25 protein-coding genes and 1 pseudogene are annotated in these 24,319 nt (G+C 72.1%); 9 read left to right on the top strand and 17 right to left on the bottom strand.

What is annotated here, in order from left to right; all coding sequences use genetic code 11:
- The first annotated feature begins 142 nt into the window (after positions 1 to 142).
- Complete coding sequence (locus ACFYNL_RS39010; protein ID WP_388812817.1) at positions 143 to 1,162, top strand: phosphatase PAP2 family protein; 1,020 nt, start codon at positions 143 to 145, stop codon at positions 1,160 to 1,162.
- Positions 1,163 to 1,251: 89 nt separating this feature from the next.
- Here the strand turns inward: ACFYNL_RS39010 and ACFYNL_RS39005 are convergent, their stop codons facing one another.
- Positions 1,252 to 1,467: an I78 family peptidase inhibitor gene (locus tag ACFYNL_RS39005; RefSeq protein ID WP_388812814.1), complete on the bottom strand. Its 216-nt coding sequence runs from the start codon at positions 1,465 to 1,467 to the stop codon at positions 1,252 to 1,254.
- Between the two features lie 445 nt (positions 1,468 to 1,912).
- Here ACFYNL_RS39005 and ctaD point away from each other — a divergent pair.
- A pseudogene (ctaD, locus tag ACFYNL_RS39000) lies at positions 1,913 to 3,445 on the top strand (cytochrome c oxidase subunit I); the annotation flags it as partial.
- Positions 3,446 to 3,485: 40 nt separating this feature from the next.
- Here the strand turns inward: ctaD and ACFYNL_RS38995 are convergent.
- The 4 genes from ACFYNL_RS38995 to ACFYNL_RS38980 form a co-directional block, all read right to left on the bottom strand.
- Positions 3,486 to 4,526 (bottom strand): helix-turn-helix transcriptional regulator, encoded by a 1,041-nt coding sequence (locus ACFYNL_RS38995; RefSeq protein WP_388812811.1) that lies wholly within the window; start codon positions 4,524 to 4,526, stop codon positions 3,486 to 3,488.
- Between the two features lie 7 nt (positions 4,527 to 4,533).
- Positions 4,534 to 4,977, bottom strand: coding sequence for a hypothetical protein (locus tag ACFYNL_RS38990; protein ID WP_388812808.1), 444 nt, complete (start codon positions 4,975 to 4,977; stop codon positions 4,534 to 4,536).
- 71 nt (positions 4,978 to 5,048) lie between these two features.
- A complete protein-coding gene (locus ACFYNL_RS38985; protein WP_388812805.1) occupies positions 5,049 to 6,344 on the bottom strand; it encodes an ABC transporter substrate-binding protein in 1,296 nt (431 codons plus the stop codon).
- Positions 6,319 to 6,888, bottom strand: a complete 570-nt coding sequence (locus ACFYNL_RS38980) for a hypothetical protein (protein WP_388812802.1) — start codon at positions 6,886 to 6,888, stop codon at positions 6,319 to 6,321. Before ACFYNL_RS38980 ends, ACFYNL_RS38985 begins: the two co-directional genes overlap by 26 nt.
- Before the next feature lie 164 nt (positions 6,889 to 7,052).
- Here ACFYNL_RS38980 and ACFYNL_RS38975 point away from each other — a divergent pair, with 164 nt between their 5' ends.
- Genes ACFYNL_RS38975 through ACFYNL_RS38965 form a run of 3 tightly spaced genes read left to right on the top strand, consistent with a single transcriptional unit; the run spans position 7,053 to position 11,013 of the window.
- Entirely contained in the window at positions 7,053 to 7,529 is a 477-nt protein-coding gene (locus tag ACFYNL_RS38975; protein WP_388812799.1) for a hypothetical protein, read from the top strand.
- Entirely contained in the window at positions 7,529 to 10,342 is a 2,814-nt protein-coding gene (locus tag ACFYNL_RS38970; protein ID WP_388812796.1) for an ATP-binding cassette domain-containing protein, read from the top strand. Before ACFYNL_RS38975 ends, ACFYNL_RS38970 begins: the two co-directional genes overlap by 1 nt.
- Positions 10,339 to 11,013 carry an ABC transporter ATP-binding protein gene (locus ACFYNL_RS38965; protein WP_388812793.1) on the top strand — a complete coding sequence of 225 codons (675 nt, stop codon included), beginning with the start codon at positions 10,339 to 10,341 and terminating at the stop codon, positions 11,011 to 11,013. Before ACFYNL_RS38970 ends, ACFYNL_RS38965 begins: the two co-directional genes overlap by 4 nt.
- Here ACFYNL_RS38965 and ACFYNL_RS38960 read toward each other — a convergent pair.
- Both ACFYNL_RS38960 and ACFYNL_RS38955 read right to left on the bottom strand, forming a co-directional pair.
- The gene (locus ACFYNL_RS38960) at positions 10,949 to 11,386 is read right to left on the bottom strand and encodes a transglycosylase family protein (RefSeq protein ID WP_388812790.1); all 438 of its coding nucleotides are present in this window, start codon (positions 11,384 to 11,386) and stop codon (positions 10,949 to 10,951) included. The two genes, ACFYNL_RS38965 and ACFYNL_RS38960, sit on opposite strands and share 65 nt — an antisense overlap.
- Positions 11,387 to 11,605: 219 nt before the next feature.
- A complete protein-coding gene (locus ACFYNL_RS38955) occupies positions 11,606 to 12,283 on the bottom strand; it encodes a transglycosylase family protein (RefSeq protein WP_388812788.1) in 678 nt (225 codons plus the stop codon).
- A gap of 540 nt (positions 12,284 to 12,823) precedes the next feature.
- Here ACFYNL_RS38955 and ACFYNL_RS38950 point away from each other — a divergent pair.
- Positions 12,824 to 13,606 (top strand): hypothetical protein, encoded by a 783-nt coding sequence (locus tag ACFYNL_RS38950; RefSeq protein ID WP_388812785.1) that lies wholly within the window; start codon positions 12,824 to 12,826, stop codon positions 13,604 to 13,606.
- 90 nt (positions 13,607 to 13,696) lie between these two features.
- Positions 13,697 to 14,047 (top strand): hypothetical protein, encoded by a 351-nt coding sequence (locus ACFYNL_RS38945; RefSeq protein ID WP_388812782.1) that lies wholly within the window; start codon positions 13,697 to 13,699, stop codon positions 14,045 to 14,047.
- Between the two features lie 48 nt (positions 14,048 to 14,095).
- Here the strand turns inward: ACFYNL_RS38945 and der are convergent, their stop codons facing one another.
- The 5 genes from der to aroH form a co-directional block, all read right to left on the bottom strand.
- Complete coding sequence (gene der / locus ACFYNL_RS38940) at positions 14,096 to 15,574, bottom strand: ribosome biogenesis GTPase Der (protein WP_388812779.1); 1,479 nt, start codon at positions 15,572 to 15,574, stop codon at positions 14,096 to 14,098.
- 81 nt (positions 15,575 to 15,655) lie between these two features.
- Positions 15,656 to 16,243: a lysophospholipid acyltransferase family protein gene (locus tag ACFYNL_RS38935; protein WP_388812856.1), complete on the bottom strand. Its 588-nt coding sequence runs from the start codon at positions 16,241 to 16,243 to the stop codon at positions 15,656 to 15,658.
- Positions 16,244 to 16,299: 56 nt separating this feature from the next.
- Positions 16,300 to 16,986, bottom strand: coding sequence for a (d)CMP kinase (gene cmk / locus ACFYNL_RS38930; protein WP_388812776.1), 687 nt, complete (start codon positions 16,984 to 16,986; stop codon positions 16,300 to 16,302).
- Positions 16,987 to 17,143: 157 nt separating this feature from the next.
- Positions 17,144 to 18,229: a prephenate dehydrogenase gene (locus ACFYNL_RS38925; RefSeq protein WP_388812773.1), complete on the bottom strand. Its 1,086-nt coding sequence runs from the start codon at positions 18,227 to 18,229 to the stop codon at positions 17,144 to 17,146.
- Positions 18,226 to 18,588: a chorismate mutase gene (gene aroH / locus ACFYNL_RS38920; protein ID WP_388812770.1), complete on the bottom strand. Its 363-nt coding sequence runs from the start codon at positions 18,586 to 18,588 to the stop codon at positions 18,226 to 18,228. Before aroH ends, ACFYNL_RS38925 begins: the two co-directional genes overlap by 4 nt.
- Before the next feature lie 224 nt (positions 18,589 to 18,812).
- Here aroH and ACFYNL_RS38915 point away from each other — a divergent pair, with 224 nt between their 5' ends.
- Positions 18,813 to 19,235, top strand: a complete 423-nt coding sequence (locus ACFYNL_RS38915; RefSeq protein WP_388812767.1) for a Rieske (2Fe-2S) protein — start codon at positions 18,813 to 18,815, stop codon at positions 19,233 to 19,235.
- A 22-nt stretch (positions 19,236 to 19,257) separates the two neighbouring features.
- Positions 19,258 to 20,001 (top strand): DNA polymerase beta superfamily protein, encoded by a 744-nt coding sequence (locus tag ACFYNL_RS38910; RefSeq protein ID WP_388812764.1) that lies wholly within the window; start codon positions 19,258 to 19,260, stop codon positions 19,999 to 20,001.
- Here the strand turns inward: ACFYNL_RS38910 and ACFYNL_RS38905 are convergent.
- The 5 genes from ACFYNL_RS38905 to ACFYNL_RS38885 form a co-directional block, all read right to left on the bottom strand.
- Entirely contained in the window at positions 19,927 to 20,676 is a 750-nt protein-coding gene (locus ACFYNL_RS38905) for a DNA polymerase beta superfamily protein (RefSeq protein WP_388812761.1), read from the bottom strand. The genes ACFYNL_RS38910 and ACFYNL_RS38905 overlap by 75 nt on opposite strands.
- Before the next feature lie 3 nt (positions 20,677 to 20,679).
- Positions 20,680 to 21,702 (bottom strand): ADP-ribosylglycohydrolase family protein, encoded by a 1,023-nt coding sequence (locus tag ACFYNL_RS38900; RefSeq protein WP_388812758.1) that lies wholly within the window; start codon positions 21,700 to 21,702, stop codon positions 20,680 to 20,682.
- The gene (locus ACFYNL_RS38895) at positions 21,699 to 22,421 is read right to left on the bottom strand and encodes an NUDIX domain-containing protein (protein ID WP_388812755.1); all 723 of its coding nucleotides are present in this window, start codon (positions 22,419 to 22,421) and stop codon (positions 21,699 to 21,701) included. Before ACFYNL_RS38895 ends, ACFYNL_RS38900 begins: the two co-directional genes overlap by 4 nt.
- Before the next feature lie 94 nt (positions 22,422 to 22,515).
- Entirely contained in the window at positions 22,516 to 23,079 is a 564-nt protein-coding gene (locus ACFYNL_RS38890; protein WP_388812753.1) for a TIGR03086 family metal-binding protein, read from the bottom strand.
- Between the two features lie 109 nt (positions 23,080 to 23,188).
- Positions 23,189 to 24,319 (bottom strand): pseudouridine synthase, encoded by a 1,131-nt coding sequence (locus tag ACFYNL_RS38885; protein WP_388812752.1) that lies wholly within the window; start codon positions 24,317 to 24,319, stop codon positions 23,189 to 23,191.

Here is a 24,319-nt window from a genome sequence, read left to right as displayed (position 1 = left end):
AAAGAATTGAAGGCCACGGCCCTCGTCGAATACGGATTCGCTGGAAATAAACCTTCCACTGAGAGGAATCCCACATCACATCGTCATCACAAACCCGGTGAATCGACGAGGATCTGAGCTCACTCGCTGTAACGTCGATTGGGTGCGTACCGAACGGAAGCCCACCCGTCTGGACCGGGTGTTCGCCAGACTCGATCGTGAGCCGGAACGACCGGCCCACATCACCGTGCCGGAGACGAGCCGACACCGGATCGTCCTCTTCGGCGCGACCCTGGCCTTCTACGTGGCGATCGTGTGGGCCGTCGTCATCACCTCGTGGCTGGTCCGGCTCGACTGGCAGGTCATGTTCTTCCGGCCGTACCAGCAGTGGGCGGAGATCCACGCCTTCGTCGACTACTACGTGGTGCTCGGCCAGCGCGGCCCGACCGCCGTGATGGTCGCGGCCTGGCTGGGCTGGCGTTCCTGGCGGCAGCACACACTGCGTCCGCTGCTCGCGCTCGGCGTCTCGCTGCTGCTGCTGAACGTCACGGTCGGCGCCGCCAAGATCGGCATGGGCCGCCTCGGCCCGCACTACGCGACGACCGTCGGCTCCAACGAGATGTGGCTGGGCGGCGATATATTCCCCAGCGGCCACACCGCCAACGCCGTGGTGACCTGGGGAATCCTGGCCTATCTGGCCTCGACCCCGAGAGCGCGCCGCTGGCTGTCGGCCCTGTCGGCGGTGACCTCGCTGGGCGTCGGCCTGTCCACCGTGTACCTCGGTACGCACTGGCTGAGCGACGTACTGCTCGGCTGGGCCGCCGGACTGCTGATCCTGCTCGCCCTGCCGTGGTTCGAGCCGTTGATCGCCCGCTCGGAGGCCTGGATCTTCGACCTGCGCGACCGCTGGCGCGAGCGTCGGGCCGGCTCGGTCGCCGCGCCCACCGCCACACCGGTCCAGGCTCCGGTGCTGCTCACGCCGCGTCCCGCGCCCACCGACGACGAGGTGGCGGCATTCGAGGCGGCCCCCTCTGCCCGCTCACCCCGGGCTCCCGTCCATCTGGCTCCCGGCCCGCACACGGCCCGCGGCGAGCGCACCCCGGTCGGCGGCCGCCGCCCCCCGCATCCGGACCGCATCGCCCGCGGCGCGGCCCCGAAGGCCCGCTTCATCCCGGGGGGCTGAGCGACTTCGGCTCCCGGGCCGGTACGCACACCACGCCCGCACCACGACGGCCCCGGCTCCTGCGCAGGAGCCGGGGCCGTCACGCTGTGTCAGCCCTTCCAGGCCCTCGCCACGTGGCCGTTCTCGACCTCGAAGTTCAGGCGACCGCTGCGGTATTCCATGGTGATGATCGCCCCCGGCGGCAGCGAGCGCACCGTGGACCACCCTCGCTCTCGGGCACGTCGCTCGGCCCGGTCGGCATCGAGTCCGACGTAGGAGTCCGGGCTGTCCTGGGGCTCGGCAGGGAGATTCGGAATGGGTGCCATGCCGCCACGCTAGGGCCTTCGGGAAGGATCGGGCCAGAGCCGGGCGGGGAACCTTGTAGCGGCCATCCGGGTCATACATCCCCCTCCGGTCACGCTTTTGTCACAGGATCACGACACGCGTTTCGACTCCGCTCCGTCACACGGACGAGCGGTTTCATAGGCCTTCCGCAGGCATTCGATCGTAATTTCCGCGTGTCGTGACGGCCCCGCCGACAGCCCGACGGAAAAGTTCCCTGAGAACGATCCCCGGACCCCTTTTCCCTCCCATTTCGCGCGGGCCGCGGAAGCCGGTGCCGCACAGGAAATACATGGTTCCGGCACATGGCCTGCGCACGCCCCCTGTCGGAGCGTCGCCGACGCGAGCATCATGGCCTGAGCTCGCGTCGACGCGTGCGGCGCGGGTTGTGCGGGCCCGGGGCGCGACGAGCGAAGGGGCGAGCGAGCGATGGGGACGCAGACCGTACGGGCGACGGCACGGCCCACGGGGAGCAGACAGCCCGGCGGCCGGGTGGTCGTCGACTGGCTGACCACCACCGACCACAAGAAGATCGGCCATCTCTACCTGATCACGTCGTTCGTGTTCTTCCTGACCGGCGGTGTGATGGCCCTGCTGATGCGTGCCGAGCTCGCCCGGCCGGGGCTGCAACTGCTCAGCAACGAGCAGTTCAACCAGATGTTCACCATGCACGGCACGATCATGCTGCTGCTGTTCGCGACCCCCACCTTCGCGGGCTTCGCCAACGAGCTGATGCCGCTGCAGATCGGCGCCCCGGACGTCGCCTTCCCACGGCTGAACATGTTCTCGTACTGGTTGTTCCTGTTCGGCGGCCTGATCGTGCTGAGCTCACTGATCGTGCCGAACGGCCCGGCGTCGTTCGGCTGGTTCGCCTACGCGCCGCTGAACAGCCTGGAGCGCTCACCGGGTGTGGGGCCCGATCTGTGGATCATGGGTCTGGCGCTGGCCGGCTTCGGCACGATCCTCGGCGCGGTCAACTTCATCACCACGATCATCGGGATGCGCGCCCCCGGGATGACGATGTTCCGGATGCCGCTGTTCACCTGGAACACGCTCTTCACGTCGATCCTGATCCTGATGGCGTTCCCGGTGCTCGCGGCGGCGCTGCTGGTGCTGGAGGCGGACCGGCGGTTCGGCTCGCAGGTCTTCGACGCGGCGAACGGCGGGGCGATCCTGTGGCAGCACCTGTTCTGGTTCTTCGGGCATCCCGAGGTGTACATCATCGCGCTGCCGTTCTTCGGCATCATCACCGAGATCATCCCGGTCTTCTCCCGCAAACCGCTGTTCGGCTATCTGACGCTGGTCGCGGCGACGATGGCGATCACCGGTCTGTCGGTGGTGGTGTGGGCGCACCACATGTTCGCCACGGGCGCGGTGCTGCTGCCGTTCTTCTCCTTCATGAGCTTCCTGATCGCGGTCCCGACGGGAGTGAAGTTCTTCAACTGGTCCGGCACCATGATCAAGGGCTCGCTGTCCTTCGAGACCCCCATGCTGTGGTCGACGGGCTTCCTGGTGACCTTCCTGTTCGGCGGGCTGACCGGGGTGATCCTGGCGTCGCCGCCCCTGGACTTCCATGTCACGGACTCGTACTTCGTGGTCGCGCACTTCCACTACGTCGTCTTCGGCACGGTCGTGTTCGCGATCTTCGCCGGCTTCTTCTTCTGGTGGCCGAAGTTCACCGGCAAGATGCTCGACGAGCGGCTCGGCAAGATCCAGTTCTGGACGCTGTTCATCGGCTTCCACACCACGTTCCTGGTGCAGCACTGGCTGGGCGCGGAAGGCATGCCGCGCCGCTACGCCGACTATCTCGCCGCCGACGGCTTCACGGCGCTGAACACGGTCTCGACGATCGGCGCCTTCCTGCTCGGCCTGTCGACGCTGCCGTTCCTCTACAACGTCTGGAAGACGGCCAAGTACGGCAAGAAGGTCGAGGTCGACGACCCCTGGGGCTTCGGCCGGTCCCTGGAGTGGGCGACCTCCTGCCCGCCCCCGCGGCACAACTTCACGACGCTCCCGAAGGTGCGTTCCGAGTCTCCGGCGTTCGACCTGCACCATCCGCGGTACGCGGCACTGACGTCGCAGCCCGAGCCAAAGAGCGAGCAAGCAGGTCGTGAGCCCTCCTGATCTCCTCGATCAGCTCCGGTGGCTCCAGCACCTCGAACTCGAAGCCCATCAGCGTCACATGGATCACCATCACCTCAAGGCTGCCGGCCCCGGTGCGCAGGATGCAGGCGTCCTCGCCGTCGGCCTCCAGCACCCCGGCCGAGGGGGAGATCCGCTCGGCGGCCTCGTGCAGGGGCACCAGCAGCCGGACCACGGCGTGCGCGGCGTACGCGCGCGTGGAGACGCCTCGGGAGACGTACGCGGCGAGGTCCTCGGCGGGTGGAGTGCGCGGGGTGAAACGCGGGCCGTGCGGGGGCCTGGGGGTGATGCGGTCGACGCGGAACGTCCGCCAGTCGTCACGCTCGAGGTCCCAGGCGACCAGGTACCAGCGGCGCTCACTGCACACGAGGCGGTGCGGTTCGACGCTGCGGCGGCTGGCGGCGCCCTCGTGGTCGCGGTACTCGAAGCGCAGCCGCTCGGAGTCCCGGCACAGATGGGCGAGTTCGGTGAGCAGGGCCGGGTCCACGGAGGAGGGCTGAGGGCCGCGCAGCATCGGCACGGTGAAGGCGTTGAGGGCGCCGACCCGGCGACGCAGCCGGTTCGGCAGGACCTGCTCCAGCTTGGCCAGGGCCCGTACGGAGGTCTCGCCGATGCCCTCGATGCCGTGACCGGCCGCGGTGCGCAGGCCGACGGCGACGGCGACGGCCTCGTCGTCGTCCAGCAGCAGGGGCGGCAGTTCGGCGCCGGCTCCCAGCTGGTAGCCGCCGCCGGTGCCGGGGCTGGCGGTGACGGGGTAGCCGAGCTCACGCAGCCGGTCGACGTCCCGGCGGACCGTGCGCGGGGTCACGCCGAGGCGTTCGGCCAGTCGGGCGCCGGACCATTCGCGGTGGGCCTGGAGGAGGGAGAGCAGCCGCAGGAGTCTGGCGGACGTGTCGAGCATGGGGCGCCTAACACCTCGGAAGTGCGGGGTTCACGGGCGAGTGCGGGTCCATCATGGTTGATCGCGTACCTCCCCGCGGCCCTAACGGGGTGGCCGGTACCCGGCATTCGACGCTGAGGTTCCCCTGGCGGGTCTCGTAGGGGACGCGGGAGGCCGAGGGGTGGACGTCGATGGCGCCCGGCACCAGGCGGTCGGTGTGTTCGTCCCCGACGCTGGCGTACGCGTCCCAGTGGCCCTCGGGCAGGGCGACGCTGCTGGGCAGGGCCGCGCGCAGGCGACCCGTGGTCGCCGGGGCGAGGGGCAGGGTGACCTCCTCGGGGCCCTCGCGGTGGCGCAGGACGAGGCGGGCCTCGTCGGTCGCCCCGGTCGCGGTGACGTCGAAGGTCAGGCCGCCGGCCGAGTCCGCGATGCAGTCGGCGTGCAGCGGTGCGGCGTGCGACAGGGGCGTCATGCGCTGCGGTTCCTCCCTCGGCTCTGTGTGCTTCGCCGGTTGGACCGACGACACGGCCCTGTGGTTGCCCGTCAGGGCCGGTAGGGCAGTTGCGGCACCTCGAAGCACGTGTCGTTCATGTCTCCCTGGGAGATCCAGCCCCGGCCGTCCTCCCAGCGGGCCACCGACAGACAGCTGCGGCGGCTCTGCGGCGGCTCGGCCAGGCGGTCGAAGCGCACAGGGACGAGCAGGCCGTCGGCGGTGTACCCCTGGCTGCGGTTCATGTGGTCGTCGACGCACGCGCGCGTGATGCCCTCGTCGAGGCAGGACTTCGCCGCGTCCGTGAACCACATCGCCGCCGCCCACCCCTCCAGCTGCCACTGGGAGTGGGTCTTGAGGCCCTCGGTGGCGTCCCGGAACTCCCGTACGGCGGGATGCTCCGTGTCCTCGTGGTTGCGGGAGGCGCCGGTCGCCCACAGGGCGTTGCGGCAGCGCGGGGCGTCCTCGTAGTCCTCGGCGACGGTGGACGTCCAGTTCTGCACGTGGGTGACCTTGGCGGTGACGTCGGCGCCGACGTCGTCCATCGCCTCGCACAGCCGGGCGTTGCCGTGGCCGTCGATGGCGTCGAAGACGAGGTCCGCGCCCTGATCCTTCAGATCGGCCGCCACGGCGCGAAAGTTGGGCAGCGCGAAGTCGACCTGCTCGGCGACGACCTTGTAGCCCTCTGCCTTCAGTCCACGCTCGACGAGCCGGGCGTAGGCGGCGGACGCGGGCTGGTTGTACGAGACGACGGCGGCCGTGCGGGCGCCGTGCTCGCGTGCGAAGTACCGGTAGACCTCGGTGCCGCCGTACTGCTCGCCGTCCCAGCCGGTCGTGCCGTCGCGGGGCGCGAGGCTGCCGTAGATGCCGTACAGGTGCGGGTAGGTGTCGTAGGCGGGTCCGATGGGCTGGCCGCCGATGTCGGGCACGCGCGCGCGTGAGACGCGGGAGGCGCCCGCGTAGTCCAGGGCGGTGGTGGCGACGAGGGCGACGACCTCGTCCTCGTCGATCAGCCGGTGCACGCACTCGTTGTTGCCCACACCGCTGCCGCCGTCGTCGCACTCGCGCACCTCGACGCGGCGGCCGTCGATGCCCCCGCGCGCGTTGAGGCGCTCGAAGAAGGCCTTGGCGCCGTCGCGGGGGCCGGTGAACGCGTTGCCGCCCACGGGGCTCGTGGCGCTGGTGATGATGCCGACGCGGACCGGGGCCCGGTCACCGGCGGGCGCCGAGGGAGTGCCCCGGTCGCGGTGCTCGAAGTCGCTCTCCGGCAGCCTGCTGCCGCACGCCGTACTCAGAGCCAGCACCAGCACGGCGATCGCCGCCTCAACACCCCGGGATCGGCGACCCATTGCCGCTCATCTGCACCAGCGCGCACAGGGTCTTGACGGACACCTTCCAGGTGCCGTCCTCTTCGACCGCGGTTCCGGTGGCGCCGGGCAGGGCGGTGGCGCCCTTCAGGGTCAGGTCGTAGGTCACGTTCGCCTCGGTCGGGGAGGTGAACTCCACCTTGGAGACCTTCGCCTGGACCTGCCCGCCGCGCTCGTCGCCGCTGAACGCCCGCAGGACGGGGCCCATCCGGTCGCCGTTCTCCAGGACGGTCTGCTTGTCCTCCAGGGTCGTTCCGGGGTCGAAGAACCTCTGCCAGTTCTGCCTGATCTCCGTCTCGGCCGCCCCGGCGTCGGGGGGCGCGGAGGCGACCGGTGACTCGGTCCGCTCGACGGTCGGTGTGGGCGGTGTCGCGTCGCCGCCGCCTCCCTCGTCGTCGGTGCAGGCCGCGAGGGCCGGGGCGAGGAAGAGGAGCAGGGCTGCCGCCAGCGCGGTGCCCCGTCCCGCCGCCCGTGGGCCATGGACCGTGGGTGCCTTGCTCCGCCTGAGGTCGCTCCCGAGAACCATCTGGCTCACCACCGGGTGTCGGTCCGGGCGGTGTGCGCCCGGTGCTTTCAGGGTCAGCTTGCAAGGGGCATAGTGCAAGTCCATCGGCAGACATGGAATACGGCCAGGCACATGCACCGAAGACAGATGTGCGTGCAGTGAAAACCGGCATGTGGGAGCCAGCGATGCGGACAGCCCGACTGCGATCCGTGCACCCCGTCCTCTGGGCCGGCTGGGCCGCGCTCGCGGCCGGCGCCGTGCTGTGCGTCATCGGCTGGTACGGCGTCTCCGGCGAGCGGTTCGCCGAGCGGCAGCTGCCGTATCTCGCCTCCTGCACGGTCCCCGGGGCGGCGCTGATCATCGCCGGGTCGGTGCTGCTGACGCACGGCCGGGGCGGGCTCGCGGCCGCGCGCGTGGAGGAGTTGTACGGCCTCCTGGTGGACGCCGAGCCCGCCGAGGCCACGGAGTCCGGGCAGGCGGCCTCGGCGCCGCTCGCGGTCAGCCCGGACCTGCTGATGGTGCCGGGGGGAACCCTCTGGCACCGCGCGGACTGCCCGCTGGTGGCCGGCAAGGCCGAGGCCGCGCCGGTGGACGCGAAACAGGTGAGGAGCGGCGAACTGGGCCCCTGCCCCATCTGTGAGCCGGCCGAAGCGGACGACTGATGTCCGCCCTGACGTACGACCTCACCCTGGCCGGTCTGTCGGTCGGCAGCGCCGCCGCGCTCACCGGGATCGGCTTGATCGTGACGTACCGGGCGACCGGGGTGCTGAACTTCGCGCACGGGGCGATCGCGATGGTGTGCGCGTACACGTTGCGGCAGTGCGTGGTGGAGTGGGGATGGCCGCTGTGGGCGGGCGCGACGGTGACGCTGCTGCTGCTCGCGCCCGGGATCGGGATGGTGCTGGAACGGTTCGTCTTCCGGCCTCTGTCGGTCCTGGGCGGCGATCCCGCGCAGACCCTCGTCGCCTCCATCGGCGTGTTCGTGCTGCTGGTGGGCGGCGCGGCCCTGCTGTGGGGCCAGGGGGCGCGGGACGACGCGCCGGAGCTGCTGTCCGCCGAGCCCTGGGGGCAGTTGGCGGTGGCCGTGCTGCTGGCGGCCGGGGTCGGGGCGGTCATCCGCTGGACCCGCTTCGGACGGGAGCTGAGGGCGGTGGTGGACGACCGCCGGCTGGCCGTGCTCGGGGGCATCGACGCGGACCGGGTGGCGGCGGCGGGCTGGGCGTTCGGCTCGTTCACGGCGGGCCTGACGGGCGTCCTGCTGGCGCCGTACGTGCGCTTGGACCCGTACGGCATGCCGCTGCTGGTCATGGAGGTGGTGGCGGTCGCGGTGGCCGCGCGGATGCGGAGCCTGCCGGTCGCGGTGGCGGCGGCGCTGGCCATCGGGGTGGCGCAGAGCCAGCTGACGCGCCTGCACCCGTCCGGCTGGGGCGCCCCCCTCGTCCAGGCCGTCGGCACGAACCTCTTCGTCGTGGCCCTGCTGGTCGCCGCCCTGGCCCTCCCGGGCGTCGGCACCCGCGACGCCCTGCCGCGCACGGCCACCGCGCGCGTGCCGACCCCGCCGGGCGCCTGGATCGTGGCGGCGGTGCTGTTCCTGCTCCCGCTCGGCTTCGCGGGCTCCGATCTGCATACGTCGGTGCAGGTGCCGGCGCTGGGTGTGGTGCTGCTGTCCCTGGTGGTCGTCACGGGCCGGGGCGGCCAGATCTCCCTGGGGCAGGCGGCGTACGCGGGTCTGGGGGCCCTGTTCACGGCCCTGCTGGCGGCGGGCCGCTTCCCGGGCCTGCCCCGGCTGCCGGAGCTCGCGGCGCTGGCGGTGGCGGTGGTCCTCGTGGCCCCGCTGGGGCTGCTGACGGGTTGGCCGGCGATCAGCCGCCGTGGCCTCGCGCTGGCGCTGGCGACCTTCGCGGTCGGCGTCGGCGTGAGCCGCTTCGTCTTCGCCCAGCCGTACGCGATCGCGGGCCTGTCCCTCGGCCGCCCGGCGGGCTTCGAGGGCGACCGTGCCTACTACGTCCTGGAGCTGGCGCTCCTGGCAGCCGCTCTGCTGACGACCTGGCTGCTGCGCCGGGGCCGCACGGGCCGGGCGCTGGCGGCGATGCGCGACCACGAGGCGGGGGCGTCGGCGGCGGGTGTCCGGGTGCCCTCCCTCAAGCTCCTGGCCTTCGTCTCGGGCGCCGCCCTGGCGGCCTTGGGCGGCGGCATGCTCGGCATGGGCCTGCGCGCCTTCGACCCGGCCGCCTACGACCCCGTCCGCGGCCTCCTCTGGTTCGCCGCGGTGGTGGTGCTGGGCGCCGACAGCACCCTGGGCGCGCTGACCGCGGCGGCTCTCCTGGTCGGCCTGGACGCGGGTGCCCGGGGCGGTGTGGCGGCGGCCCTGATCGGGGTGCTGGCGGTGCTGGTGGGCCGGTTCCCCGGCGGTCCGTACGCGGTGTGGCGGGCGGCGACGGGGAGGCGGCGGGGGGTGACGCTCACGGCGGCGGGGGCGCGGGTGCGGCGACGGCTGCGGTCGGTGGGGCGGGAGACGGCGCCCCGAGCGGTCCTGACGGGGGTGACCGCGTCCGGGGTCGCGGCGGCGGCCCGGCGGGGCGAGCCCGTGCGGACACCGCCGCCGCGGGAGGGCGGTCGGGTGCGCCGCGGGCTGGCCGGCGAAGGCGGCACGGGTGGCTCAGGTGGTCCAAGTGGTCCAGGTGGTTCGGATGGTTCGCGTGGTCCGCGTGGTCCGCGCGGTCCGCGTGGTTCAAGTGGAACGGGCGACGCGGCAGCCGGGCCCCGCCGGCCCCGCCCTCCGGTCCTCTCCGCACGCCGGCTGCAGGCGCGCTACGACGGCTTCACCGCCCTGTCCGACGTGACGCTCACCGTCCCGGCGGCCCACATCACCGCGGTCGTCGGTCCCAACGGCGCCGGGAAGAGCACCCTGTTCCACTGCCTGGCCGGCACTCACCGGCCCAGTCGCGGCCAGGTCCTCCTCGGCCCACGGGACATCACCCGCCTGCCCGCCCACACCCGCTCGCGCCTCGGCATCGCCCGCACCTTCCAGCAGCTGGCCGTCTTCCCGTCACTGACCGTGGCGGAGAACGTCCGCGTCGGCGCCGAACAGGCCGGCGTCCACGACCCGTCAGCCGTCGAACGAACCCTCCGGCTCCTGGGCCTGGACGGCCCGCTGCGCACCCGCCCCGCCGCCGACCTGCCCACCGGCACCCTGCGCCGCGTCGAGTTGGCCCGGGCCCTCGTCGGTGGTCCGCGCGTGCTGCTGCTCGACGAGCCCGCCGCCGGTCTCGACAGCGCGGAGGTCGTCGCGCTCACCCGCGTCCTGAAGGCCCTCGCCGCCGACGGCACGGCCCTCCTGGTGGTGGAGCACGACCTCGACCTGGTGGCCGGCCTCGCCGACACCGTGCACGTGATGGCGGCCGGCCGCATCGTCGCCTCCGGCCCGCCCGACCGGGTCCTGCACGCCACGGGCCCCGAGGAGACCCCCGCATGACCACGATCTCCCTGCGCCGCGCCCGTGTGCGCTACGGGCCCCTGGAGGCCCTGCACGGCGTCACCCTCGCCGCCGCCGGCCCCGGTCTCACCGTCCTGCTGGGGCGCAACGGATCCGGCCGTACGACCGCCCTGCGCGCCCTGGCCGGGACGGTGGCCCTGTCCGGCGGCGCGGTGGTGTGGGACGGCATCGACGTCACACGGGTGCCCGCGCACGAACGGGCCCGCCGGGGGCTGTGCCTGGTCCCCGAGCGCCGGGCGGTGTTCGGTTCCCTCACCGTGCGCGAGAACCTCGAACTCGCGGCTGCCTCGTACGACACCGCGCTGCACGCCTATCCCCGGCTCGAACCCCTCCTCGCACGCCGGGCCGGCACGCTCTCCGGCGGCGAGCAGCGCATGCTCGCCCTCTCCCGTGCCCTGTTGGCGGGTGCGCGCGTGGTCCTCGTCGACGAGCCCGCGCAGGGCATGTCACCCGCGGTCGCCGCCCGCACGTACGAACTGCTGAGCGACCTGGACGCGTGCGTGGTCATCGCGGAGCAACGACTGCCGCCCGTACTGCGCGCACGGGCGGCATTCGTCCACGAACTGAGCCGGGGCGCGGTCGTGCTCAGCGGAGAGAGCGGCGAATGGGAGCGCCGTGCAGCACGCCGAACCGGGTGGAGCCCTTCCTGAAGAGCCGTGAGGTGCTGGAGTTCAGCCGGTCCGTGACGCTGGGCCTGCTCAGGTCCATACGGCCCTTGAGCCCGTACCGTCTGGAGCAGTGCGGCCAGGCACCCCACCCCTGCGAGGCCACCACCTTGCGGGCGACGGCGATCTGTTCCTTGCGGCTGGCGAGATCCGCGCGGGGTGCGTACTTGGCCCCGCCGTACCCCACCCAGGTCTGCTGCGAGAACTGGAGCCCGCCGTAGTGGCCGTTGCCGGTGTTGATGCGCCAGTTGCCGCCGCTCTCGCACTTGGCGACACAGCCCCAGGGCCACTGGTCCTTGGCACAGCCGTGGCCGGCGGGTTTGGGCGGCGGTCCTGGGGCCGGTCGTGGTGGCGCCATATGGCTCAAGCGTGATGCGTGCGTTGCCTGCGGTGCCTGCGCCGCGTGCGCCGTGCTCGGCGCGACAGCGGTGAGCAGAGCGGCGACGAGGGTCATCGTGAGCGGTGTGCATTTCATATGAGCACGCTAGGCAGCTTGTTGCGGTCGACCGCCGCGGCACGTCCGACGAACGCCGGGGCCCCACCCGGTCGGCGGACCGGGCGGGGCGGGTGGCGATGCTCAGAGTTCGAGGCGCTGCCCGGGAACGATCAGGTGGGGATCGCCGCCGATGACCGACTCGTTGGCGGCGTAGAGCTGCCGCCAGGTGGTCCCGTGCCGGTCGGCGATGCCGCTGAGCGTGTCGCCCACGCGGACGGTGTAGTCGCCGCGGGACGAACTGCGGTTGGTGTGGCCCGCCGAACGCTCCGACGTCCGTGACGGCGCCGAGGGGGCCGAGGGGGCCGCGTCGGCGGTGGAGGAGGACGCCGAGCCGGTGGCGGGTGCCGCGGGTGCGCCACCGCTTGCTCCGGCCCGCGCCGAACAGGTCGGCCACGCGCCCCATCCCTGGGCGCGCTGGACCTTGGTGGCCACCGCGATCTGCTGGGCCCTGGTGGCCCGGTCCGCCGTCGGCGCGTAGGCCGTGCCGCCGTACGCGCGCCAGGTCGAGGCGGCGAACTGGAGGCCGCCGTAGTAGCCGTTGCCGGTGTTGATGTGCCAGTTGCCGCCGCTCTCGCACTGTGCGATGCGGTCCCACACTCCGCTGTCCGCCGCCGCGGCGTTGCCGGTCGAGGCCAGCAGCCCGAGCGGGGCCAGGAGTACCGCCCCGGCGAGGACCGCCGTCGTACGGGTCCGGCTGCCGTTCGGGGCCTTGGGCGCCTTACGAACGTTGTCGTGAGTGGTATCGGCACATTCGGACATGTAGTTCCCTCTCGCAGGACCCGGGACACCCCGAGGCGGAACGCCGCCCGCCGCGCCATGGGGCGCGTGGGTCGCGCTCGCCCCGTCCGCCTGGGGCCGTGCGGTGCTTGCCGGTCGGTGCGTGCGGCGGACGTACCCGAGCGGTGCTCGATGCACACGGCGGAGGAATGTAGAGAGGTCGGCCGATCGGCATCAACCAACTCCTCGTCCTTCCAGGCCAGTTCGCCGTTACCTTCGGTATCGGCTTTTTTCAGCCACCCACTTCATTCGCTGATTTCAGGATTTGTCGACCCACCGCCATGGCGATCTGTGACTCACTTCACGCAACCAACTGCCTTGCGTTTCCGTCGAGTTGACGGTGAGTGGGCGGTTCCGTGCCTGCGGTGACCGTGCGCGTCGGATGGTTCGATTCCGTTCGGCTTGGTGCGTGACTCCCGCCACAGATCCTCCGTTGTCTCCTTCATGAGCCCGGGAGCCGCCCGGTTCACGGGCCGGGAGCCACCCGGCCCCGCCACGCACCACATCCCGAGGGAGCCACCCGTGCCGCGCATGCTCGACGTCAGCGACGAGGTACGTGCCGAGATCGGCGACGAGGAAGCCGACCGGCTGCTCGCCGGAGAGAACGCACCCGGCAGTTACGACTGCACCTCCTGCCGCACCCCGGGCGACTCCGAACAGGAGCGCACCAGCACCGTCCTGTTCATCGGGGACGAGACCGCCGTCCTCGCCTTCGCCCACGCCACCTGTCTGCCGTCGCAGGTCGTCCAGGTCACCGAGGAGCAGCTTCGGGGCGCGGTGAAGTCCATCACCGGCGACAGGGTCGACCAGGAGCCGCAGTCGATCGTCCCGGAGCAGGCCGTTCTCGGCGTGACCAGCGGACTGGTGCTGATCGCCGGGGAGTTGCACCCCGCGCTGGTCGTCGAGCCGACCGGGCCCATCGTGCGGCCCGGAGCGTTCGCCGCCGGCGACGACTTCCTGCCGCTGCTGATCGAGCAGGGGTTCATGCCGGTGACGGAACTGGCCGATGTGCCGCCGGTGCTGCACGGCTGGTCGGTGCTGCTGGCCATGGGACAGCTGCACGCGGTCCTGCAGCCGGGGCCGTCCGGGGGACAGCAGGTCGCGTGGTGGCAGGCGCACCAGCCGCTCCAGGTGACCGAAGGATGGCGGACCGCGGCGAACAAGCACCAGCAGGTACTGATGTTCGCGGCGCCGGTGGGGTCGATCGGGCGCCAGCCCCGGGAGGACCTGCTGCGGGACGCCCTGGACAAGGCGGCGGCCAACGGGAAGCTGGTCGCGGCGGCGCTGCCGCTCGCGGGGACCTGAGCGCCCGGGGGACGCCGAGCGCATCCCCGCTGAGCAGGCGATCCCTCACAGCGGCCGCATCTCTTCCCGTGCCGGGTCGTTTGGACATACGTGCACGCATACGACGTTCCCCGCCTTCAGGGCGGCCCATCGGCCACGCCCATCTACGACGCGCTCTACGCCGAGTACGTCAAGTCCTTCCGCTCGCTGCCGGGTGACCGCAGCGGCGAGGAGGATCTGGGGTTCACCGCGTTCGGAAACATCCCGCGCGGTACGGGCCCGTACGGCGGTCACCGCCCGGGGTCGTTCAGCAGCTCGTACACCGCCTACAGCGCAGGTGCCCACAGCGCCCGCCACGGCGGTGGTCAGCAGCCTCAGTGGCAACGGGTCGGACACATCGGCCCACAGGGCAGCGGGATGCATCACGTGCCCCCCGCACTGCCACCGGCACGCAGAGGCTGAGCACACGAAAGGGCGGCCCGCGCCGGGCCGCCCTTTCGCTGTCCGTGCCTACTTCTTCTTGCCGCGCTTCTCCCGCACTCGCACCGAGATGTGGATCGGCGTCCCCTCGAAGCCGAACTCCTCACGCAGCCGGCGCTCGATGAAGCGGCGGTAGCCCGCCTCGATGAAGCCTGAGGCGAAGAGCACGAACCGCGGGGGCTTGGTGCCGGCCTGGGTGCCGAAGAGGATGCGGGGCTGCTTGCCGCCACGGATCGGGTGGGGGTGGGCGGCGACCAGCTCGCCGAGGAAGGCGTTCAGACGGCCGGTCGGAACCCGGGTCTCCCAGCCCGCGAGGGCCGTCTCGATCGCCGGGACCAGCTTCTCCATGTGCCGGCCGGTGCGGGCCGAGACGTTGACGCGCGGCGCCCAGGCCACCTGGCCGAACTCGGTCTCGATCTCCCGCTCCAGGTAGTAGCGGCGCTCCTCGTCGAGGGTGTCCCACTTGTTGTAGGCGATCACCAACGCGCGGCCCGCCTCCACCGCCATGGTGACGATGCGCTGGTCCTGCACCGAGATGCTCTCGGCGGCGTCGATCAGGACGACGGCCACCTCGGCCTTCTCGACGGCGGCCGCGGTGCGCAGCGAGGCGTAGTAGTCGGCGCCCTGCTGCAGGTGGACGCGCTTGCGAATGCCGGCCGTGTCGACGAACTTCCAGGTCACCCCGCCCAGTTCGATCAGCTCGTCGACCGGGTCACGGGTGGTGCCGGCCAGCTCGTTGACGACGACGCGTTCCTCGCCCGCCACCTTGTTGAGCAGGGAGGACTTGCCGACGTTCGGGCGGCCGATGAGCGCGATACGGCGGGGGCCGCCGACCCCGGCGCCGCCGAAGGTCTGCGCGGGCGCCTCGGGCAACGCCTCCAGGACCGCGTCCAGCATGTCGCCGGTGCCCCGGCCGTGGAGCGCGGAGACCGGGTGGGGCTCACCGAGGCCGAGGGACCAGAGGTAGGAGGCGTCCGCCTCACCGCTGGGCCCGTCGACCTTGTTGGCACACAGCACCACGGGCTTTCCGGCCTTGCGCAGCAGTCGTACGACGGCCTCGTCGGTGTCGGTGGCGCCCACCTTGGCGTCGACGACGAAGACCACGGCGTCGGCGGCCTCGATGGCGAACTCGGCCTGCGCGGCCACGGAGGCGTCGATGCCGAAGACGTCCTGCTCCCAGCCGCCGGTGTCGACGACCTTGAAGCGGCGGCCCGCCCACTCGGCCTCGTAGGTCACGCGGTCACGGGTGACGCCGGGCTTGTCCTCGACGACGGCCTCGCGCCGCCCGATGATCCGGTTGACCAGGGTCGACTTGCCGACGTTCGGGCGTCCGACGACGGCCAGGACCGGCAGCGGCCCGTGCCCGGCCTCCTCGATGGCGCCCTCGACGTCCTCCAGGTCGAAGCCCTCTTCCGCGGCGAGCTCCATGAACTCCGCGTACTCGGCGTCGCCAAGCTCTCCGTGGTCGTGCTGCTCGCCCGAGCCGTCGGAGTGGATGTGGTCGTTCATGAAGTCCGTACCTCGTTCATCGTGGTGATCGGTGGACCGTCCGGAGCCTGTGTGCCGGCCTGATCCACTACTCAGTGTCGCCTAGCGACCGGTCAGTCGCCTGGCGTTTTCCAGGTGCGCGGTGAGCTGCTTCTGGATGCGCTCGGTCGCCTCGTCCAGCGCCTTGCGGGTACGCCGTCCACTGCCGTCGCCCGCCTCGAAGGGCTCTCCGAAGACGACGTCGACACGGCTGCGCAGCGGCGGCAGCGCCTTGGTCAACCGGCTGTGCCGCTCGGAACTTCCCAGCACGGCGACCGGCACGACCGGGGCCCCGCTGCGTACCGCGAAGTACGCGAGGCCCGCGCGCAGCGAGGCGAAGTCGCCCTCGCCGCGGGTGCCCTCCGGGAAGATGCCGAGGACACCGCCGGCGGCGAGGATGTCGAGTGCCCGCGTGATCGCCGTGCGGTCGGTGGTGTCGCGGTCGACCTTCACCTGGCCGATGCCGGTCAGGAAGGGGTCCAGCGGGCCGATGAACGCCTCCTTCTTGATCAGGAAGTGCGTCGGCCGGGGGGCCACGCCCATGACCATCGGCCCGTCGATGTTGTGGGAGTGGTTGACGGCGAATATCACCGGGCCGGTGGCGGGCACCTTCCAGGCGCCCAGCACCCGCGGCTTCCACAGCCCGTACATCAGGCCGACGCCGATGCGCCGTCCGACCTCGGCACCCCGCGCCGAAGGCAGCTCGCTCACTTCGCGGCCCGCTTCTCCTCGACGAGCGTGACGACGCACTCTATGACCTGCTGCAGCGTGAGGTCGGTGGTGTCCACCTCGACCGCGTCGTCCGCCTTGGCGAGCGGCGAGGTCTTGCGGCTGGAGTCGGCCGCGTCGCGCTTGAGCAGCGCCTCGCGGGTCGTGTGCACGTCGGCGCCCTTGAGCTCACCGCTGCGTCGGGCGGCGCGGGCCTCCGGGGAGGCGGTGAGGAAGATCTTCAGGTCGGCGTCGGGCAGCACCGTGGTGCCGATGTCACGGCCCTCGACGACGATGCCCTTCTGCGCCGACGACGCCAGCGAGCGCTGCAGCTCGGTGATCCGCGTGCGCACCTCCGGCACGGCACTGACCGCGCTGACCTTGGAGGTGACCTCGTGGGTGCGGATCGGGCCGGAGACGTCGGTGCCGTCGACGGTGATCGTCGGGTTGTCCGGGTCGGTGCCGGAGACGATCTCGGGCTTGCCGGTCACGGCGGCGATCGCGGACGGGTCCTCGAGGTCGATGCCGTTGCTCACCATCCACCAGGTGATCGCCCGGTACTGGGCGCCGGTGTCGAGGTAGCTCAGCCCGAGCTGCGCGGCGACGGCCTTCGACGTGCTCGACTTGCCCGTGCCGGAGGGGCCGTCGATGGCGACAATCACGGGCTTGGCGGCACCGTTTTCCACGGGGGGACACCTTCCTGGTGCGGTGTGTCGGGATGTCGGGGCGCGAACGTGCCCCGCACAAGGTTACTGCGTACGCGTCACTCGTCCGGCCGCGCGTGGGCCCGCCGGCCGTCCACCGGCGCGCGGCGGGCGGCGGGCGGCAGGCGGCGGGCGGGGCCTACTGCCGGATCGCCCAGCCCCGCTCCCGCAGCGCGGCGCTGAGCACCGGCGCCGCCTTGGGCTCCACCATCAACTGCACCAGACCGGCCTGCTGCCCCGTCGCGTGCTCGATCCGCACGTCCTCGATGTTGACCCCGGCCCGTCCGGCGTCCGCGAAGATCCGGGCCAGCTGCCCCGGCTGGTCGTCGATCAGCACCGCCACGACCTCGTACGCCCGGGGGGCCGCCCCGTGCTTGCCGGGGACGCGGACCTGCCCCGCGTTCCCCCGCCGCAGCACGTCCTCGACGCCGGTCGTCCCCTCCAGCCGCTTGGCCTCGTCGGACGACTGCAGGGCCCGCAGCGCCCGCACCGTCTCCTCCAGGTCGGCGGCGACGTCGGTGAGCAGGTCGGCGACGGGCCCGGGGTTCGCGGAGAGGATGTCGATCCACATCCGCGGATCGGAGGCCGCGATCCGGGTCACGTCCCGGATGCCCTGGCCGCACAGCCGTACGGCCGCCTCCTCGGCGTTCTCCAGGCGCGCGGCGACCATGCTGGAGATCAGGTGGGGCATGTGGGAGACGAGGGCGACGGCCCGGTCGTGGGCGTCGGCGTCCATCACCACCGGCACGGCACGGCAGTGGGAGACCAGTTCCAGGGCGAGGTTCAGCACCTCGGTGTCGGTGTCGCGGGTCGGTGTCAGCACCCAGGGCCGGCCTTCGAAGAGGTCGCCGGTCGCGGCCAGCGGGCCGGACTTCTCGCGGCCCGACATGGGATGGGTGCCGATGTACGCCGACAGGTCGAGCCCGAGCGCCTCCAGCTCACGGCGCGGTCCGCCCTTGACGCTGGCCACGTCGAGGTAGCCGCGCGCCACACCGCGGCGCATGGCGTCGGCGAGCACCCCGGCGACGTGGGCGGGCGGGGCGGCGACGATCGCGAGGTCCACCGGGCCCTCGGGCGCCTCGTCGGTGCCGGCGCCGAGCGCGGCCGCCGTACGGGCCTGCTCGGGGTCGCGGTCGGCGAGATGGACGACGACTCCGCGCTGGGACAGGGCGAGGGCGGCGGACGTGCCGATGAGGCCGGCGCCGATGACGAGTGCGGTTCTCACTGGGCGATGTCCTTGCGCAGGGCGGCCGCGGCACCGAGGTAGACGTGCGCGATGTCGGCGCGGGGCCGGTCGGACTCGATGTGCGCGAGGACCCGTACGACCCGGGGCATGGCGCCCTCGACGTCCAGCTCCTGGGCGCAGATCAGCGGGACGTCCACGATCCCGAGCTTGCGGGCGGCGGCCGCCGGGAAGTCGCTGTGCAGGTCGGGTGTGGCCGTGAACCAGACGCTGATCAGGTCGTCGGCGCTCAGACCGTTCCGCTCCAGGATGGCGGTGAGCAGGGCACCCACCTGCTCGTCCATGTGGCCGGCCTCGTCCCGCTCCAGCTGGACGGCCCCCCGGACCGCTCGTACCGCCACGGCACTGCTCCTTGCTGCTCTATGGATCGGCTCTACGACTGTCCAGCCTAGTCAGCCCGTGTGCGTCGGACGCGCGTCGCCCGCCCGCTGAGACACCCATGAGAAATGCACCATATGAGTTGCTTATGACATCTGATCCAAGGTTGCTTCTTCTTCTCCGAATTCGGTGCAAAGATGCATTTGCTCCGCCCGGAGCGACTGCCCGGCACCTTCGGAGTGACGACATGACCAACAGTCCGACGCGGCGCACGATCCTGATCGCGACGGGTGCGGCCGGCGCCGCGGCGCTCGTCGCGGGCTGCGGCGATTCCGGCGACGGCGGCGACTCGACAGCGCCCTCGGCCACCACCGCCGAACCCGGCCAGGACCTGGCCACCACCGGCGAGATCCCGGTGGGCGGCGGGAAGATCTTCAAGGAGGAGGAGGTGGTGGTGACCCAGCCGAAGGAAGGCGAGTTCAAGGCCTTCTCCGCCATCTGCACGCATCAGCGGTGCACGGTCGGCACCGTCTCCGACGGCACCATCAACTGCCCCTGCCACGGCAGCAGGTTCAGCATCACGGACGGGGCGGTGGCCAACCCGCCGGCGACCCGTCCGCTGCCCGAGAAGCAGATCGTCGTGGACGGAAATTCGATCCGCCTGGCGTGATCCGCCGCGTACGCTCCGGGGCATGCAGCCCGAGGCCCTGGTACGCGACCACACGATCTACGCCTGCGTGATGGGCTCACGCGCCTTCGGTCTGGCCACGGACGGCAGCGACACCGACCGCCGGGGCGTCTTCCTGGCGCCCACCGCCCTCTTCTGGGGCTTCGACAAGCCGCCGGCGCACATCGAGGGCCCTCGCGAGGAGCAGTTCAGCTGGGAGCTGGAGCGGTTCTGCGAGCTGGCCCTGCGTGCCAATCCGAACATCCTGGAGTGCCTGCACTCCCCGCTGGTGGAGTACGCCGACGACACGGGCCGCGAGCTGCTCGCCCTGCGTGAGGCGTTCCTGTCCCGCCGGGCGCATGAGACGTTCACCCGCTACGCGCTCGGCCAGCGCAAGAAGCTTGAGGCCGACGTCCGGGTCCACGGCGCCCCCCGCTGGAAGCATGCGATGCACCTGCTGCGCCTGCTGATCAGCGCCCGCGACCTGCTGCGCACCGGCCGCCTGACGATCGACGTGGGCGACCGGCGCGAGCCGCTGCTGGCGGTCAGGCGCGGCGAGGTCCCCTGGCCGCGGGTCGAGTCCCGGATGGCCCGCCTGGCTCAGGAGGCGGAGGAGGCGTCCCGGCGCAGCCCCCTCCCGCCGGAGCCGGACCGCCGCCGCGTCGAGGACTTCCTGATCCGCGTCCGGCGCGCCTCAGCCCTCCAGCCGGGTCCGGACGACGAAGGCGTGCAGGGCGTCGTAGGCGCGCGGGGCGTCGGGCAGCGCTGAGGCCGTCTGGGCCTCGTCCAGGGCCCCGTGCAGCCGCTCGACGTCGGCCCGTACGCGCGCGTGGTCGACATCGGCGGCCCCGTGCTCCTGCTCCGCCTTCGCCGCGATCAGCTCCGGCAGGTAGGCCGGGGCGTCCACGAGTTCCAGCAGGGTGGGCAGATGGGCCTGCACCTCTCCCCCGCGCATCAGGTGCACGCCGGTGAGCAGCACACGGAAGGTGTACAGCAGCGGCTTGAGCTCCCCGGTCTTCTCGAACAGCCGCCACTGGGTGCCGGCGAACCCCCGGTAGTGGTGGGCGTGGTGGCTGGTCAGGACGCCCGGCGCGAGGGCGGCCAGCTCCCGGTGGGCGTCCGTGGTGTGCACGACCAGCGGAGAGAGGAGCTGTTCCAGCACATAGCCGTTGCGGCGCAGCATCAGCCGTACGAACTTGCGCAGGTCGTGGGTGACGAGGTCCATCTCGACGCCGTCGCGCACCCACATCCGGGACCGTGTCTCGTCCGGTTCCCGCAGCCCGACCAGGTCGGCGGCCGGCAGCAGGTGCACGCCGCGCAGGTCCACGTCGGAGTCGCGGGACGGGAAGCCGTACAGGTGGGCGCCGGAGACGGTCGCGAACAGCACCGGGTCGGGCTGCTCGGCGACGACGGACGTGAGGTCGAGATCCAGGGTGTCGATCATCGGTCAAGCGTCCCAGAGCGCCCCGAGGGTCAGCAGATCACCCCGGTACTCGATCCGGTCCGCCCACTCGGTCGGCCAGGCGTCGGCTCCGAGCCAGGCGCCCGCGAACGCGCCCGTCAGGCAGGCGATCGAATCCGAGTCACCGGACGTGCAGGCGGCCCGCCGCAGGGCCGTCAGCGGCTCGTCGACGAACCACAGGAAGCTGAGCAACCCGGTGGCCAGGGCCTCTTCGGCGATCCAGCCCTCCCCGGTGGCCAGGCACGGGTCGGTCTCGGGCGAGACCGAGCGCACGGCCTCCTGGAGACGGTCCAGGGCCCCCAGGCACTCGTCCCAGCCGCGCGCGATGAAGTGCTCGGGGGTGGGGTCCTGGCTGCGGGTCCACAGGTCGCCGAGCCAGCGCTCGTGGTACCGGGTGCGGTTGTCGTAGGCGTACGAGCGCAGTAGGCCGACCAGGCCGGTCGGCTCGGCGCCCTGCGCGAGCAGGCGTACGGCGTGGGCGGTCAGGTCGGAGGCGGCGAGCGCCGTGGGATGCCCGTGGGTGAGGGCGGACTGCAACTGGGCGGCGCCCGCGCGCTGTTCGTCGCTCAGACCGGGGACGAGCCCGATCGGGGCGACCCGCATGTTGGCGCCGCAGCCCTTGGAGCCGATCTGGCCGGCGTCCTGCCAGGGCCTGGCCTCGCTCTTGAGGAGGTCGCAGGCGACCAGGCACGTCCGGCCGGGGGCGCGGTTGTTCTCCGGCGACCGGTACCAGTTCACGAACTCCTCCCGCACCGGCCGCTCCAACCGCTTCGGCCCGAGCACGCCGCGGTCCATCGCCGTCCGCAGCCCCTTGCCCAGCGCCAGGGTCATCTGCGTGTCGTCGCTGACGAGCGCCGGCGTCGGCAGGTCCATCTCCCGCCATGGCCCGCACTTGGCGAGGATCGACGGCACGTCGTCGAACTCGGTGGGGAAGCCGAGCGCGTCCCCGAGGGCGAGGCCGAGCAGGGAGCCGGTGGCGGCGCGCTTGCGGACGGTGGTCGTGGTCATGCGGGGCGTCCTTCCGGGGTCGGCCGGAGCAGAGGGGGGTGCAGGGTGGTGGCGGTGCCCGCGCGGTACAGCGCGGCGGGTTTGCCGCGGCCGCCGGTGAGGCGGGCGGCGCCGGGGACGGGCTCGACGAAGCCCGGTGTGGCGAGCACCTTGCGGCGGAAGTTGGGCCGGTCGAGGGTGGTGCCCCACACCACCTCGTAGACGTGCTGGAGCTCGCCGAGCGTGAATTCGGGCGGGCAGAAGGCGGTGGCGAGGTTCGAGTACTCGATCTTGGCGCCGACGCGGTCATGGGCGTCGGCCAGGATGCGGTCGTGATCGAAGGCGAGCGGGGCGGCCTGCTCGTACGGCACCCAGCGCGCCTGCGCCGCGTCGCTGCCGCCGTGCGGCTCGGGCGGGTGCGGCAGGAGGGCGGTGAAGGCGACGGTCACGACCCGCATCCGCGGGTCCCGGTCGGGCTCGCTGTAGGTCCGCAGCTGCTCCAGGTGCAGCCCCGAGACGTCCGCCAGGCCGGTCTCCTCCGCGAGTTCACGCCGGGCCGCCGTCTCCGCCGACTCGTCGGGCTGCACGAAACCGCCGGGCAGGGCCCAGCGGCCCCGGTACGGCTCCTGCCCGCGTTCGACGAGCAGGACGTGCAGAACGCCCTCGCGGATGGTGAGAACGGCGAGGTCGGCGGTGACGGCGAAGGGTTCGTGCGCGTACTTGTCGTAATCGGTGTCCATGCGAACCCACCCCCTTAATGGTCACCACGACTATAAATAGGGTCGGTGCGCGGCCGCAACCCCCCGGCAGTGCGGAAGTACCGCGCGGCCCCTGTCACTCCGCCCAGGCGGCCCGCCGCCCCAGGAAGGCCAGCAGCCGCACATCGGGGCCGGCCCCCTCCGGCACGGCGACCGGCGCGCCGAATCGCACACCGCGGTCCCCCCGCGCGACCGCGCGACGCGCTACCGGGAGCAGCTCGGCGGCGAGCGCGCCGGGCAGGGGCCGGGGCCGCCCGCACGCCTGGGCGACGTCCCACCCGTGCACGGCGATCTCCACGGCACCCACGGCGGCCATCACCCGCACATCCATCGGCCGCTGACCCACCAGCACCGACTCCGGCGGCCCGGACACCCAGGCACCGAGGACCGCGCACGCGCGCGTACGGAACCCGCAGACGGGGTCGGTGCGCGGAAACCCCCCGATCCGCCCGCCGGTCAGACCCTCGTACAAGGCGTCGAGAGAGTCGTCGAGATGACGCAGCAACTCCCCCAGATCCCACTCGGCACAGGGCGTCCCGCGCCCCAGCCCCGCGGTCTCCACCCCGGTGACGCTGCCCAGCGCATAGCCGAGCGCACGCTCCAGCAGCTCCCCGCAGTCCGTGCCCGTGGTCGTGTTCATCCCCGCTCCCTCCGTCAGGGATACAGACCGGCGGTGCGGCCGAAACGCATCGGCCGGCCCCGGATCGGATCCGGGGCCGGCCTGTACGCGCGCGGAGGACGGACGGGACCTACAGGTCGACTTCCTTCATCAGCATCCCGACCTCGGTGTTCGACAACCGCCGCAGCCAGCCCGACTTCTGGTCGCCGAGGGTGATCGGCCCGAAGGAAGTGCGCACCAGCTTCTCGACGGGGAAGCCCGCCTCCGCCAGCATGCGGCGCACGATGTGCTTGCGACCCTCGTGCAGGGTGACCTCGACCAGGTAGTTCTTGCCGGTCTGCTCGACGACCCGGAAGTGGTCCGCGCGCGCGTAGCCGTCCTCCAGCTGGATGCCGTCCTTGAGCTTCTTGCCCAGGTCGCGCGGGATCGGGCCGACGATGGCGGCGAGATAGGTCTTCTTGACGCCGTACTTGGGGTGGGTGAGGCGGTGCGCCAGCTCACCGTGGTTGGTGAGCAGGATGACGCCCTCGGTCTCGGTGTCGAGCCGGCCGACATGAAAGAGCCGGGTCTCACGGTTGGTGACGTAGTCGCCGAGGCACTGACGGCCCTCGGGGTCCTCCATCGTGGAGACGACACCCGCGGGCTTGTTGAGCGAGAAGAACTGGTACGACTGCGTGGCGACCGTCAGCCCGTCGACCTTGATCTCGTCCTTCTCCGGGTCGACCCGCTTGCCCTGCTCCAGCACGATCTCGCCGTTGACCTCGACCCGCGCCTGCTCGATGAGCTCCTCACAGGCGCGCCGGGAGCCGTAGCCGGCCCGCGCGAGCACCTTCTGGAGGCGCTCGCCCTCCTGCTCGGCGCCCGGGAAGGTCTTGGGCACCTTGACGTCCTTCTTGCCGGCGTAGCGCTCCCGGTTGCGCTCCTCGGCGCGGGCGTCGTACTCACGGGAGGTCGCAGGCGCCGAACGCCCCCGTCCGGTGCCGCTGGGCCGGCCGCCCTGCTTGGGCCCGCCCTTGGCGCCGCCGCGCGCGGAGGCACCGCGCCCGGACTTCGGGCCGTCCTGGGTGGCGCCGGGGCCTACGTCGTAGCGCCGCTCCTCCGGGCGCGGCTTCTTCGGCCGGCCGCCCTGCTTGTCGTCGCGGTTGTTACCGGCGCCACGGTAGTTACCGCGGCCCCCGCTGCTCCCGCCGCGGCCGCCGCTGTTGCCACCACGGCTCCCGCCGTTGTTTCCGCTGCTGTTCCTGCCGCTGCTGCTTCGCAT

It is taken from the genome of Streptomyces sp. NPDC007808 (genome assembly GCF_042868655.1).
Taxonomy (GTDB): domain Bacteria; phylum Actinomycetota; class Actinomycetes; order Streptomycetales; family Streptomycetaceae; genus Streptomyces.
The sequence above is the reverse complement of the archived record's forward strand: the minus strand, read 5'-3'. Positions and strand labels throughout refer to the sequence as shown.